Origin of the sequence: Streptomyces sp. BBFR51 (genome assembly GCF_044591655.1) — a bacterium.
Classification (GTDB): domain Bacteria; phylum Actinomycetota; class Actinomycetes; order Streptomycetales; family Streptomycetaceae; genus Streptomyces.
Map to the genome: position 1 here is coordinate 2567801 of NZ_CP172448.1, position 12866 is coordinate 2580666.

Genomic DNA, 12866 nt, shown 5'->3' on the forward strand with positions numbered 1-12866 from the left:
CGGTTACGTCCTGGTTATCCCGGCCTCTGGCACTCTGGGGATCATGAGAGTGCTGATCGCCGAGGACGAGCGGATGCTGGCCGACGCCGTCGCCGAGGGGCTGCGTGAGGAGGCGTTCGCCGTCGACGTCGTGCACGACGGGGATTCCGCTCTGGAACGCCTTTCCGTGAACGACTACGACGTGCTCCTCCTGGACCGCGATCTGCCCGTCGTACACGGCGACGAGGTGTGCCGGGCCGTCGTCGAATCCGGCGGCCGCACCCGCGTCCTCATGGTCACCGCCGCCTCCGATGTGCCCTCCCGCATCGAGGGCCTCGCCATCGGAGCCGACGACTACCTCACCAAACCCTTCGCCTTCGAGGAACTCGTCGCCCGCGTCCACGCCCTGGCCCGCCGCACCCAGCCCGCGGGCCCGCCCACCTACGAACGGGCCGGCCTGCGGGTGGAGACGGCCCGCCGCGAGGTCTACCGCGACGGCCACTACGTATCCCTCGCACGCAAGGAGTTCGCCGTCCTGCTGGAACTGCTGCGGGCGGACGGCGCGGTCGTCTCGGCCGAGGAACTCCTGGAGCGGGCCTGGGACGAGCACATCGATCCGTTCACCAACGTCGTCCGCGTGACCGTGATGAAACTGCGCAAGAAACTCGGGCTGCCGCAGGTCATCCAGACCGTCCCGGGCTCGGGGTACCAGATCCCATGAGGCTCACCTCGCGGCTGCCGCGTCTCCCCATCCGCGTCCGGCTCACGCTCCTGTACGGCGCCCTGTTCATGGCCTGCGGCGTGATCCTGCTCGGCGTGACCTATCTGCTGCTCGACGCGGGACTGACCGACCGGTTCGACGGCGTGGCCCTGCAGATCACCAAGGAGGGCGGGATCGCCCCGGTACCCGAAGCGTCCGCCCACACCCTCCTGTCGGAGCCCGCCGCCGGACTGGCCGGCAGTCCCGAGCTACGCGAACTGCAGGACCGCTACCGGGCCGCGACCCTGCAGTCCCTGCTCCGCCAAGGCGCTCTGGCCCTGGGCGTGCTCACCGTCGTCGCCACGCTGTTCGGCTACCTGATGGCCGGCCGCGTGCTGCGTCCCCTCAACCGCATCTCCCAGACCGCGCGCCGCATCACCTCCCGCGGCGACCTCAGCGAGCGGCTGGCCTTCACCGGCCCCCGCGACGAGGTCACCGAGCTCGCCGACACCTTCGACTCGATGATGGGGCGCCTGGAGAAGTCCTTCCAGGACCAGCAGCGCTTCATCGCGGACGCCTCCCACGAACTGCGCACGCCCCTCGCCATCAACCGGACCCTCGTCGAGGTGGCCCTGCGCCGCAAGACCGCAACCGAAGACACCAAACGCCTCGGCACCTCACTGCTCGCCGTCAACGAACGCAACGAAAGACTGATCAACGGCCTCCTCGCGCTGGCCAAGGGCGAGACAGAGGTCGCCAACCGGACACCCGTCGACCTCACCGAACTCGCCCGTCATACCGTCGAGTTGCACCAGTCACAGGCAGCCGAAGCAGGTATCGGCCTCCGGCTCGACACCAGGCCCGCCACCACCTCGGGCAACGCCGTGATGCTGGAGCGCATCATCCACAACCTGCTCGAGAACGCCATCCGCTACAACGAACCGAACGGCTGGGTCCGCCTCACCACCCGCACCACCCCGCACGGCGCCGCAACCCTCACGGTCGAGAACACCGGTCCCGTGGTCGCCTGCCAGGACATCGAGGCGCTGTTCCAGCCCTTCCGCCGCCTGGGAGCGGACCGCACCGACTCCGAGCGGGGCTCGGGCCTCGGCCTGGCGATCGTTCGAGCCATCGCGCGCTCCCACGACGGCGATGTGACCGCGGCCCCCCGGGAACGCGGCGGGCTCATGGTCACCGCCACCCTCCCAGGGTGAGAGGCCCCTGCGTGAAGGGCTCTTCCTCCGGTGCCTCGGGCGCACCCCCGACGAGCTCAAGTGCTTTGCGCTGCACCGGAGTCGGAGGCGAAGCCCTTGTCCGCGATGATCAGCGGTCCGGGCCGGTCGGCGACCAGGTCTTCATCGACGTCGAGCGTGGCCCTGGAGCACTTCGCGTTCGTCGAGTTTCGGGTTCGCCAACGCCCACAGGATCGGCATCCCGGGCGGCGTGCGTCCGGCGCGTAAGACCGGAGGAGCCGCGAGGAGGCGGCGGTCCAAGGAGCGGACGGGGGCTCGGCGACGATGGCCGTCGAGCCCCCGTCGGTCTCAGTGGAAGACCCGCTCCACGAACGCGTCGAGGTTGCCGCGCAGGCGCTCGATCTGCTGCTCGACAGTGAGGGACTCCTCCATGCGCCCGCCCGGTGCCGCCTTCTTCCTGCCCCGTACGTACAACGAGCAGTCCAGGTCGGCGCAAATGTAGAGGCCCACCGAGTTGCCTTCGCGGCCTGCCGGGCCTGCCTTGGGGGCAGTCGTGAGGGAGACGCCGCTGCCGGGATGCGTGGTCAGGCACAGCGAGCACAGGCTGCGGCGCTGGAAGCCGCGGTTGCCGGAAGCGGAGCGCAGGGACAGGCCGACGAGTTCATTGGCGCGTTCGACGACGAGATACCTGCGATCGGGCGCGGACAGATCGAACCAGCCCAGGAAGTCCAGGTCGTCCCAGTGGTCGAGGTCCGCCAGGTTCTTGGGCAGGGGGAGGCGTTTGGCCTCGCCCTTCGAACAGTTGACGAACGAGGTACGGATGTCGTGCTCGGTCAGGGGTTTCATGGAGGGATCCTTCGAGGGGTGAGGTGGACGGCGGCGGGACACGACCCCGGCTCGCTAGGCCGGTGCGTCGTTTCCGGCGTGCTTCGGCGTCTTGTGCCGTACGGTGACGCCCGCGACGAGGGCGGCGAGCAGCAGGACGCCCGCCGAGCACCAGTAGGCGACGGAGAAGCCGTGCACCATGCCTTCGTCGAGGGTCGCGCCGCCGTCGGCCGGATCGTGCACGTGCGAGTGGACGTAACGGCTGGTGGCGCCGGTGGCGATGGTGTTGAGCAGCACGGTGCCCAGCGAAGCGCCCATCTGCTGAACGGTGTTGAGGACAGCCGAGGCCACACCGGCGTCCTGCGCGGGCACGCCGGCGGTGGCCGTCGCGTAGACCGGCATGAAGGTCAGGCCCATGCCCAGACCGAGCAGCAGCAGGGCGGGCAGCACGTGCGGGAGGTACTGCGCATGCACGGTCAGGCGGCTGAGCAGCACCATGCCGGCGGCGGCAAGCACCATGCCGGACGACATCAAGGTGCGCGGCGCCGTGCGTGGCAGCAGGCGGGGCGCGATCTGGGCCGCGGCGATGGCGATACCGGCCGAAATCGGCACGAAGGCCAGGCCCGTCCGCACCGGCGGGTAGCCGAGGACGACCTGCAGGTAGTACGTCAGGAACAGGAAGACGCCGAACATGCCGATGGTGGCCAAGCCCATCGTCGCGAGCGATCCGGCCCGGACCCGGTCCTTGACGATGCGCAACGGCAGCAGCGGGCTCGCCGCGCGGCTCTGCCACCACACGAAGGCGGCGAGCAAGGTCACGCCGGCCACGAGCAGCGTGAGCACCGACGGGCTGGTCCAGCCGCGAGGTTCGGCCTCGCTGAAGCCGTACACGAGGGCGACGAGCCCGCCGCAGCCCAGCAGCGCGCCCGGCACGTCCAGGTGCCCGCCCCGGCGGCCGGAGCGGTCGCGCAGGAAGGCTGGTGCGCCGAGCAGGGCGGCCAGCGCGATGGGCACGTTGACGTACAGGGACCAGCGCCAGTTCAGGTACTCGGTCAGCAGACCGCCCACGATCAGCCCGACCGCGCTGCCGCCGCCGGCCAGCGCACCGTAGACCCCGAACGCCCTGGCCCGCTCCTTGGGGTCGGTGAACGTCGTCGTCAGCAGCGACAGGGCCGAGGGCGCCAGGACCGCCGCGAACGCACCTTGCAGGGCCCGCGCCGCGAACAGCATCCCGGGACCGGCCGCCGCGCCGCCCAGCGCGGAGGCCGCTGCGAACCCGGCCAGGCCGATGATGAAGGTGCGCTTGCGGCCCACCAGATCGGCGATCCGGCCGCCTAGCAGCAGCAGCCCGCCGAAGGCCAGCGTGTAGGCGGTGATCACCCACTGCCGGTCGGCGTCCGACATGCCGAGAGCGTGCTGGGCGGAGGGCAGCGCGATGTTCACGATGGTGCCGTCAAGGATCACCATCAGCTGGGCGAGGGAGATGACGGCCAGCGCCCACCAGCGCTTCGGATCCGGTGCCGGTGCCGATGGCGGAGTCGCGGCGGGAACCTCGCGGTCCGGGGAACGGTCGGCGGCCGTGGAAGGGGCGAACGGGAGGGATTCCTCTCCGGGACGTTTCTTGCTCATGGCGATCACGCGTTTCGTGTCGAAGTGCTGTCGAGACAGCCGGCCAGGGACGGTCGCAGTGGTGACGACGGGCCGGGGTACGCAGCACGGGGACACGGCATGGCGGTGGGGCAGCGGGAACCGCGGACAGCACCCGGGGCCTGCCTCACCAGCCGCGTGTCAGCTACGCCGGCGCTCTTGCTGGTCGTGAGGCGGAGAGCGCCGAGTTCACGGTGACCAGCAAAAGAAGGGCCCGTCTTCGGGCGCGCGCCCCCGCGGCCCGCACGGCGACGAACCGCGCAGGCCAGGACATCTCGTGACGCGGCATCTCAGGAAGATGCCGAGAACAAGAAACAAGAAGGGGGAAGAGTTACCGCGCGCCGCAGAGGAGGGAGGGCACACGGCCGGAGGCAACTATGGCCGCAACGCATTCAGCACGGTCCATGTCTCTCGCCTCCTTCCGGGTAGGGCACGCGGTGCGTGTCGACGCCGAGCGCGTCGAGCGGGGCGGCAGAGAACCTGCCGCGCGAAATCCCGAACACCTTATCCCATCGATGCCACCGCGCCGACCGGACTTGAGGGTGGAAGTCTCTGGGAGAAGAGGTGGTGCCAACCCCGAGCCGTATGCGGCCTGGCCGCCACGGGGCTTGATGTCCAGCACGACCCAGGTGCCGAGTAGTCCTGCTGCTCTCGCTCGACCAGAGCGCGGCGTTCCACTGGGTCGACGTCGTCAGACAGGACGTCGACGAACGCGAAATGCTCCAGGCCATGCTCGACGTCGATGAAGACCTGGTCGCCGACCGGCCCGGACCGCGGTTCCGGTGACGGCGGCCAGACGGCCAGGAAGGCTCGCTGCGGCGTGATGGGTTCCCGCTCACCGGTGGCGAATTCACCGGTCGCGGACGATATTTGGGGGGTGTACGGGACACGGTCCGGGTACGGCGGTGTTCCCTTGCGGCGTTTGTCTTGCCGTGGCACGGTTTTTCTCCGTCGTCGCTCGTCACAACGACTGTGACGAGCGACGGTGATCAGCAGGAGCCACGGGGTGGACGTGAGCTCGGCACTTGGCTCCATCAGCCACCTTGTGGCGAACGCGGCGACCGGAGTCTCCAGCACCGGACTTGATGTCGCTCGATTCTACTTAGGGTCGCATTCTGCGAACGTGCGCATTTTCAGGTTTGTCCTGCTCAGCTCCATCCGCCGCCGACAGACCGACTGGAAAGCGCCGAGTTTGACAGGGCTTTGCGCAGGCCCGGAATTTCTCGATCGAATTTCTTGGCGAGTTCCTCAAGCATATCCTTGTGTTTGCGGCGCTCGGAACGGTTCAGTACGACCCCCATGGTCGCGTCGCTCTCCAGGGCGATCACCGGCAGTGCCACTTGCGCCAGGGGCAGAGTGGACGGCTCGGCAGTGGCGGTGACTCGCGTGCGCAACACTTGCTGCACAGTTCGGGCCTCCTCTTCCCGCCGCAAGACAACCTTGCTCCCTCCCAGCAGACTCACGGTGCGGCCGGTCTTCTTTTCGATAATCCCAGCAGCCGTCAGCTGGTTTTCCACCGGTTTCTCCGCCTTGTGCGCGGTGTTGTGCACCAGTGCCATCCACTTTTTCGGCCTCGCGTGCAGTTCTTCCCACACAGAGGCAAGAAACGGATCCGCCGGTGATTGGTCCCCAAGTACTCGAACCCGGCGCCCGTCGGTCTCAGCCTGCCCCGCAAGGATCAGCCCGGTCAGGGCGGCAGCGCGCAGCCGCTGCCCGCGGAACTGCAGAAGAGTAGCCGGAAACTTGTTCTTCTTGAAGGCGTAGGCACACAGGTAGATCTGCTGCGGAAGCGTGAGATCCATTTGAACTCCTCGAATACGTGGCCACCGGCGAGCTCATCGGAGTTCGCTACCTCGGGGAACGAATGGTGATCAACGCACTGGACCCGCACTTCGCCGAGGTCTTGGAGAACCTGAGGAATCTGTCCGATGGCGACCTGGCCCACATCTCGTCCGACGAGAGCGAGCAGCGGTGGGTCGTCAGCTTCACCCACGACCGCGATCCCGGGACCACATACTTCTACGACCACTCCTCGGGCGAGAGTCGCCTACTGTTCCGGCCCCTTGGCCACCTGGATCCCGAGCAGCTGGCACCGATGACACCGGTGACGATCACCGCTCGGGACGGTCTCGCGCTCCCTCCCACCTGACACTGCCAATCGGGACAGAGCCGCACCGGCTGCCGCTGGTCCTGCTTGTGCACGGCGGCCCCTGGGACCGAGACAGCTGGGGGTTCAACCCTCTCGTCCAACTGCTGGCCAACCGGGGCTACGCAGTGCTTCAGGTGAACTTCCGCAGCTCCACGGGGTACGGCAAGTCGTTCATGAAGGCCGGAATCGGAGAGTTGGCCGGCAAAATGCACGACGACCTGATCGACGGTGTGAACTGGGCCATCCAGCAGGGATACGCGGACCCGGACCGGGTGGCGATCGTGGGCGGCTCCTACGGGGGCTATGCGGCACTGGTCGGAGTCACCTTCACACCCGATGTCTTCGCCGCTGCTGTGGACATCTTCGGGGTCTGTGACCTCGCCAACTTCCTGCGCAACCAGCCGGAATTCGTCCGACCGGCCTTGGCCGCCAACTGGTTCCGCTGGGTCGGCGACCCCGCGGATCCGCAGCAGGAGGCCGACATGCTGGCCCGCTCACCGATCAGCCGGTGGACCACGTCCGTACACCGCTACTCATCGCCCAAGGCGCCAACGACGCCCGGGTGGCGCAGGCAGAATCCGACAACATGGTCCAGGCTCTGCGGGCACGTGGGGTCCCCGTCGAGTACATACTCATGGCGGACGAAGGGCACTCCATCGAGAACCCGGAGAACTTGATCGCCGTGTACCACGCAGTGGAGCACTTCTTGGACGAGCATCTCGGACACGGCCGGGACGCTACGTAGCCGTCGTCCGGGCCGTGGCGGTAGGCGATCAGCGTAAGGAATTCCGTGAGGCCCCGCAGCCCGGAGGCCGCATTCTCCGCGGCCGCCATTAGCGGATGCTCTGTCCAGCCGCTGCGGAGGTGTTACGGGAAGCGGCGGGGAAGCGCGAGGCGCGAGCGCCTGAGGGAAACACAGCGAACCGGAACGGAGCCCTCGCCCCGGCGACAGTGGCAGTTCGTGACTCACGACTGTTCCGCGCCGGTGACGCAGGCGTCGCCAGTCGAACAGATTCACAGATCACAAACCCGTGACGCCGTCCCGCGTCATTGGCGAGCTGACCTGGCCCGATTCTTGATCGCGAGGATGACGTCGTTCTTGGCGTCGGCGTAGTCGTTCATGTCGTTCCACTGCTGGCTGAGCAGAGATCGTTTGACACTCTCGTACAGGGCGCGATCGTCTGCATTGGTGCGCAAGTGGTCGCGGAAGAGAAGGTACTCGTGCACCGCTACGTCCCCTCGTTCATATACGTGCACATGAACGTCGCGAGTCGGCGTACGCACGAGCCGATGTCCTGGTTCGCGAACCCGCAGTTCGTAACCTGTGGCCAACAACCCGTCGAGGTAGTCCTCCTCTGCTGTGATGTCGGCCACCGCAACGACGATGTCAACAATCGGTTTGGCTGCAAGGCCTGGAACCGAAGTCGATCCAATGTGCTCGACATCGACGTCCACTGCCGCCAATGCGTCAAGGATCCGACGCCGGTGTTGCAGGTAGACCTCCCCCCACCGGGCGTCATAGCCGCCAAGGCCGACCTCGAGCGCTTCTGGACCACCGATGATCTCGACCGTCGTGACGTCCGGCCGACGAGACTTGCTGCTGTTCATCACCAACACATCCTTTACGTCTTACGCCAGTTCACCACCTCGATCGACGGGGCTGCGGTTGGCGGCTTTGTCGAGCCTCGCCGTCGTCACGCGGGCTCGGCGGATCGGGACCTGCGTCGCGCCGAGAGCGGCGACACGTTCCTGCTCGACCCGGAAAAGGCCGATACTACGTGCAGCGCGACATGTTCGGCCCAAGCACAGGTACCCTCGCTCAGCGGCATGGATTGCGGCGCGCGAACCAACAGGATCCCGAGGCGGGCCAGAGGACTGTTGGCCCCTCGGATGAGCGACTGCCCCTGCGTCATCACTTCGGACACTTTGTCGGCCACGGGCCAACGGTGTCGGCGTCCCTCCTGTGAGTGCGGTACACAAGAACCCGATCCGCGAGCGGTCCCTGAGTCTGCCGCCGCTATCCCGGGTCCTCACTCAAGCGGCTCTCGGCAGACAACGCTTGCACTGAAGTCTGGCCTGAGTCACGTTGCCGGGCTGACCATTTCAGCCCGGCCAGGCTGTCGAGGTGCCCGGCAAGGTGGGCAAGACCCGCCGGGTGTTGGCGGCGCAGCCCGCGCCGCGGGCTCTACACGATCTGGAGCCAGTAATGACCGACACCGGCAGCATCTCCGACGGGTTCCACACCTTCGACGAGCTGTACGAATTCAGGGTGATCTACCACGCACACGCAGTCCGGGCGCGGAGGGCATCCCCGGCGCCGCCCTCGCCCGCCTCCCACGCGAGCGCCGCGTCCACCTCTTCACCACGGAGCATCAGCGAGAAGCTGAGCACGGTCCGACAACCAGCCCACTGCACTCGCCCAAACCGTCCCTGAACTGGGAAGACGTCAAATTGCTGCTGGAGTATTAGTGCTCCAGTTGTGCTTCTCCATTTGTCCTGGTCAGGGTGCCTGCTTCGAGCCTAGTGAGCTGACGCTTCATCACGGCGGTGGTGCTTCGTGACCCACCCGATCGGGGTGCGTTGCCCGTCATGGAGCCGGATATCGAAGCGGGGCTGTGGGCCACCGAGTTGGAGTCGCCGCTGCTGCTGCGGGTAGGCCAACGGTTCGGGCGCATCGAGCCGCGGCGTCGGATGCAGGACTACGTGCGCCGGCTACTCGGCCCAGTGGGCCGGAACAACAGTGGCAGCTCGCCGAGCATGTCGGCCATGCCACCCCCTACGGCCTGCAGCTGCTGCTGTCGTGGTGCCAGTGGGATCCAGACGAGAGATTCGACCCAGGCAGTTTGTTCAGCGAGTAAACATGCGCTCTGACCTGCGGAAATAAAGAGCGGCAGACGAGTCGGGCTGTACGCCGGGTTCTGTTCCGGAAGGTCCTCGCGGGCCTTCCGGCGACGGCCATCCATCTAGGACCGGCGTTGCCACCGGTCTCCAGCGGTCTACCCGCGGACTCGGGCGGGCAGCCCTCGAACGTCCGCGCAGAGCGCTTTTCACGGCGCTCCTCTTGACCTTGCTCCGGGTGGGGTTTACCTAGCTGCCCAGGTCGCCCTGGGCACTGGTGGTCTCTTACACCACCGTTTCACCCTTACCGGGGGCCGAAGCCTCCGGCGGTCTGCTTTCTGTGGCACTGTCCCGCGGGTCACCCCGGGTGGCCGTTAGCCATCACCCTGCCCTGTGGAGCCCGGACGTTCCTCGGGAAGTCCCGTGAGGGACTCCACGCGGCCGCCCGCCCGGCTCGTCTGCCGTGTGGACCATGGTACCGGGCGCGGGGGCGGCTTCCGGACGGGCTCAGAGGAAGTCGGTGGTGTCCAGGTCGAAGGAGAAGGGGGTGGGGAGGGTGAGTGGCTTGCCGAAGGCGACGGTGCAGTGCTGTCGGTAGTCGTCGTGGCCCGGATCGCTGAACAACGTGATCGACGACTCCTGACGGTCGATGAGCAGGTAGAACGGAATACCGCCGCGCGCGTACGCGTGACGTTTGGCCTCGCGGTCGGCCTTGGGCTTGGTGGAGGTCACCTCCAGCACCAGCGAGACACCGTCGCAAGGCATCCAGGGCTCGGCTCCGCGATAGAGCCGGGACCTCTTGGGCGCGAAGGTGCCGTCGGGGATCACGTGGTCCGCCAAGAGGCCGTCAGCGTTCTTCAGCGTGAGGCCCTTGTTGCCGGAGAACTGCATGCGGGTCATGGAACCCCGGTACATCTGCTCCACGATCAGCTCGATGTAGTCCTCATGGTCCCCATCCGGCGGCGGCGTCACGACGATCTCCCCTTCGATCAGCTCCGCCCGGAACCCCTCCGGGGTGTCCAGGGCGAGAAACCACTCCAGCAAGAGGTCCTGCGTGATCGGTTCGTGTGCCATGGCAGTCATGTCACGCCCCTCCTTCGGTCGCTCGCCAGACTGGGGCATCGGCTGATCACCTGTCCGAGAGATCGGAAACCGTTCCCTCGATCGTGGCACACGATCACGCTCCGCGTCACAAGTCGGACCGCCTGCGCTTGACCCTGTCGCAACGTCAACGTTTCTACTGGGGGCATGCGGATCGGAGAACTCGCCGACGCCGTCGGCGTCACCACGCGGACCGTGCGGCACTACCACCATCAGGGCCTGCTGCCCGAGCCGGAGCGGCTGGCCAACGGATACCGGGCGTACACCCTGCGGCACGTCGTCGTGCTGGCGAGGATCAGGCGGCTGACCGAGTTGGGGCTCGGTCTTGCCGAGGTGCGGGACGTGCTGGCGGACGAGGCCGGGAAGGATCTGGCCGAGGTGCTGGCGGAGCTGGACGCGGATCTGGCGCGGCAGGAGGCGGCGATCCGGGACCGCCGGGCGCGGCTGCGGGCGCTGCTGGAGGCGGAGGGCGGGCTGCCACCCGAGGGGCCCGTCTCGCCGGAGCTGGCCGCGCTGTTCGCCGGGATGGGGGACGTCTCGGGCTCGCCGATGGCCGTCCGGGACCGGGAGATGCTGGCGATGATGGAGAGCACCGTGGCGCCGGAGGCGCGGGAGGGGCTGCTGGCGGCGCTGCGCGGTGCCCTCGACTCACCGGAGGCGGTGGCGCGGGCCCACCGGGCGTACGCCCTGCTCGACGAGCTGGCGGACGCCGGGGCCGACGATCCCCGCGTGGCCGGGGCCGCGCGGACGCTCGCCGACTGCATCCCCGCGGAGCTGCTGCCCGCGGAGGGCGTCGACCTCGCTTCCGGGCACGGGGTCCTGCGCGCCCTGTACGCCGACTTCGCGCCGGGGCAGGCCGAGGCGATCCGGCAGGCCATGGAGATGGTCTCGCGGGAGCGGCGGTCATGAAGGGCCCGTCGTCCTTCCTCACGGTCCCCTACCTTCTGGTGCGGCACGAGCTGCGGCTGTTGGTGAGCCTGTGGCTCTGGGCGGCCCGGCGGACCCACGGGGCGGTGGCCGGCGGGTCGGCCTTCGGGTACGCGCGGGGGCAGGGCGCGATGATGTTCGGGTTCGCCTTCGTGTGCGTGGTCGAGTCGGTGGGGATGTCCGTGCTGCTGGGCGACTGGCCCACCGTGCACCACGTGGTGCTGTTCCTGGACGTGTACACGGTCGTGATCGTGGTCGGGTTGCACGCCGCGTCCGTGGTCCGGCCGCACGTCCTGGACCCGGCCGCCGGGACGCTGCGGATCCGCCGGGCCGTGCACGTCGACGTACGGATACCGCTGGAGCGGATCGCCTCCGTCCGGCGTGAGCTGCACGCGACGCACGAGCGGGCCGAGGGCGCGTTGGATCTCGCCGTGGGCGCGCAGACCTCCGTCACCGTCGAGCTCGCCGAGCCCGTCACCCACGTCACCTTCTTCGGGCGGCGGCGCGAGGTCCGCGTGGTGCGCTGTCACGCCGACGACGCCGACGGTCTCGTACGGGCCGTCAAGCAGGCGCGGGAAGGGTACGCCGTACCCTGACCAGGAGCCCTGGAGCCTGGGAGCTCGGAGTGAAGGAGTACGTGTGCTTGTCCTGCTGCCGCCGTCCGAGGGGAAGGCCGCGTCCGGCCGGGGTGCCCCGCTGAAGACCGGGTCGCTGTCCCTGCCGGGGCTCACCGCGGCCCGGGAGGCCGTCCTCGGCGAGCTGGTCGAGCTGTGCGCCGGCGACGAGGAGAAGGCGCGCGAGGTGCTCGGGCTGAGCGAGGGACTGCGCGGCGAGGTCGCCAAGAACGTGGAGCTGCTGACGGCGGGAGCGCGTCCGGCCGGGGAGGTCTACACCGGCGTGCTGTACGACGCGCTGGACCTGGCCTCCCTCGACGCGGCCGCCAAGAGGCGGGCCGCCCGTTCGCTGCTGGTGTTCTCCGGGCTGTGGGGTGCCGTGCGGGTGACCGACCGGATTCCCTCCTACCGGTGCTCGATGGGCGTGAAGCTGCCCGGGCTCGGGGCGCTGGGCGCGCACTGGCGGGCGCCGATGGCCGAGGTGCTGCCCGAGGCGGCCGGGGAGCGGCTGGTGCTGGACCTGCGTTCGTCGGCGTACGCGGCGGCCTGGAAGCCGAAGGGCGAGGTCGCCTCGCGGACGGCGACCGTGCGGGTGCTGCACGCGCCGACCCGGAAGGTGGTCAGCCACTTCAACAAGGCGACCAAGGGCCGGATCGTACGGAGTCTGCTGACGTCGGGGAGTGCCCCCGGGGGGCCTGCGGAGCTGGTGGAGGCGCTGCGGGACCTCGGGTACGAGGTGGAGGCGGAGGCGCCCGCGAGGGCGGGGCGGCCGTGGTCGCTTGACGTGCTCGTGGACGAGGTCCACTGACGCCGACGAGAGCCACCCGGCCCTGACCCGCGTCCGCCGTCGTTGCATTCCTTGCAACCGCGATTGCAGAGAGTGCGTTGCGGCG

12 protein-coding genes and 1 other RNA gene are annotated in these 12866 nt (G+C 68.5%); 7 read left to right on the forward strand and 6 right to left on the reverse strand.

The genetic code is table 11. The annotated features are described in order from the left end of the window. Positions 1-43: 43 nt before the first annotated feature. Positions 44-700 carry a response regulator transcription factor gene (locus ACGH7X_RS11720; RefSeq protein WP_319061464.1) on the forward strand — a complete coding sequence of 219 codons (657 nt, stop codon included), beginning with the start codon at positions 44-46 and terminating at the stop codon, positions 698-700. Further along, on the forward strand, positions 697-1893 hold the full coding sequence (locus tag ACGH7X_RS11725) for a sensor histidine kinase (RefSeq protein WP_399884400.1): 1197 nt from the start codon (positions 697-699) through the stop codon (positions 1891-1893). Before ACGH7X_RS11720 ends, ACGH7X_RS11725 begins: the two co-directional genes overlap by 4 nt. Before the next feature lie 327 nt (positions 1894-2220). Here the strand turns inward: ACGH7X_RS11725 and ACGH7X_RS11730 are convergent, their stop codons facing one another. The 3 genes from ACGH7X_RS11730 to ACGH7X_RS11740 all read right to left on the reverse strand — a co-directional run bounded on the left by ACGH7X_RS11730 (position 2221) and on the right by ACGH7X_RS11740 (position 6146). Then, the gene (locus tag ACGH7X_RS11730) at positions 2221-2718 is read right to left on the reverse strand and encodes an FBP domain-containing protein (RefSeq protein ID WP_399884402.1); all 498 of its coding nucleotides are present in this window, start codon (positions 2716-2718) and stop codon (positions 2221-2223) included. Positions 2719-2772: 54 nt separating this feature from the next. Continuing rightward, on the reverse strand, positions 2773-4326 hold the full coding sequence (locus ACGH7X_RS11735; RefSeq protein ID WP_399884404.1) for an MFS transporter: 1554 nt from the start codon (positions 4324-4326) through the stop codon (positions 2773-2775). Positions 4327-5492: 1166 nt separating this feature from the next. Continuing rightward, positions 5493-6146, reverse strand: coding sequence for a GPP34 family phosphoprotein (locus tag ACGH7X_RS11740; protein ID WP_399884406.1), 654 nt, complete (start codon positions 6144-6146; stop codon positions 5493-5495). A gap of 62 nt (positions 6147-6208) precedes the next feature. On the opposite strand from ACGH7X_RS11740, the gene ACGH7X_RS11745 reads away from it, so the two are divergent. After that, positions 6209-6493 carry a hypothetical protein gene (locus ACGH7X_RS11745; protein ID WP_399884408.1) on the forward strand — a complete coding sequence of 95 codons (285 nt, stop codon included), beginning with the start codon at positions 6209-6211 and terminating at the stop codon, positions 6491-6493. A 47-nt stretch (positions 6494-6540) separates the two neighbouring features. Further along, positions 6541-7170: an alpha/beta hydrolase family protein gene (locus ACGH7X_RS11750; RefSeq protein WP_399884409.1), complete on the forward strand. Its 630-nt coding sequence runs from the start codon at positions 6541-6543 to the stop codon at positions 7168-7170. 370 nt (positions 7171-7540) lie between these two features. Here ACGH7X_RS11750 and ACGH7X_RS11755 read toward each other — a convergent pair whose 3' ends face one another. From ACGH7X_RS11755 to ACGH7X_RS11765, 3 genes are all read right to left on the reverse strand, one after another. Continuing rightward, positions 7541-8104 (reverse strand): GrpB family protein, encoded by a 564-nt coding sequence (locus tag ACGH7X_RS11755; protein WP_399884411.1) that lies wholly within the window; start codon positions 8102-8104, stop codon positions 7541-7543. Between the two features lie 1280 nt (positions 8105-9384). After that, positions 9385-9788, reverse strand: an RNA gene (gene rnpB / locus ACGH7X_RS11760) — RNase P RNA component class A. A gap of 50 nt (positions 9789-9838) precedes the next feature. Beyond that, entirely contained in the window at positions 9839-10405 is a 567-nt protein-coding gene (locus tag ACGH7X_RS11765) for a Uma2 family endonuclease (protein ID WP_399896947.1), read from the reverse strand. A gap of 174 nt (positions 10406-10579) precedes the next feature. On the opposite strand from ACGH7X_RS11765, the gene ACGH7X_RS11770 reads away from it, so the two are divergent. From ACGH7X_RS11770 to yaaA, 3 genes are read left to right on the forward strand one after another with little or no spacing between them, the layout of a single operon-like run. After that, positions 10580-11341 (forward strand): MerR family transcriptional regulator, encoded by a 762-nt coding sequence (locus ACGH7X_RS11770; protein ID WP_399884413.1) that lies wholly within the window; start codon positions 10580-10582, stop codon positions 11339-11341. After that, complete coding sequence (locus tag ACGH7X_RS11775; protein ID WP_399884415.1) at positions 11338-11955, forward strand: hypothetical protein; 618 nt, start codon at positions 11338-11340, stop codon at positions 11953-11955. The genes ACGH7X_RS11770 and ACGH7X_RS11775 overlap by 4 nt, the downstream gene beginning before the upstream one ends. 43 nt (positions 11956-11998) lie before the next feature. Then, the gene (gene yaaA, locus ACGH7X_RS11780) at positions 11999-12781 is read left to right on the forward strand and encodes a peroxide stress protein YaaA (protein WP_399884417.1); all 783 of its coding nucleotides are present in this window, start codon (positions 11999-12001) and stop codon (positions 12779-12781) included. The last annotated feature ends 85 nt before the right edge of the window (positions 12782-12866 follow it).

Excerpts from the sequence above, each read along its gene's own strand:
- ACGH7X_RS11720 (WP_319061464.1), top strand. The coding sequence starts at position 44 with ATGAGAGTGCTGATCGCCGAGGACGAGCGGATGCTGGCCGACGCCGTC.
- ACGH7X_RS11725 (WP_399884400.1), top strand. The coding sequence starts at position 697 with ATGAGGCTCACCTCGCGGCTGCCGCGTCTCCCCATCCGCGTCCGGCTC.
- ACGH7X_RS11730 (WP_399884402.1), bottom strand. The coding sequence starts at position 2,718 with ATGAAACCCCTGACCGAGCACGACATCCGTACCTCGTTCGTCAACTGT.
- ACGH7X_RS11735 (WP_399884404.1), bottom strand. The coding sequence starts at position 4,326 with ATGAGCAAGAAACGTCCCGGAGAGGAATCCCTCCCGTTCGCCCCTTCC.
- ACGH7X_RS11740 (WP_399884406.1), bottom strand. The coding sequence starts at position 6,146 with ATGGATCTCACGCTTCCGCAGCAGATCTACCTGTGTGCCTACGCCTTC.
- ACGH7X_RS11745 (WP_399884408.1), top strand. The coding sequence starts at position 6,209 with ATGGTGATCAACGCACTGGACCCGCACTTCGCCGAGGTCTTGGAGAAC.
- ACGH7X_RS11765 (WP_399896947.1), bottom strand. The coding sequence starts at position 10,405 with ATGGCACACGAACCGATCACGCAGGACCTCTTGCTGGAGTGGTTTCTC.
- ACGH7X_RS11770 (WP_399884413.1), top strand. The coding sequence starts at position 10,580 with ATGCGGATCGGAGAACTCGCCGACGCCGTCGGCGTCACCACGCGGACC.
- ACGH7X_RS11775 (WP_399884415.1), top strand. The coding sequence starts at position 11,338 with ATGAAGGGCCCGTCGTCCTTCCTCACGGTCCCCTACCTTCTGGTGCGG.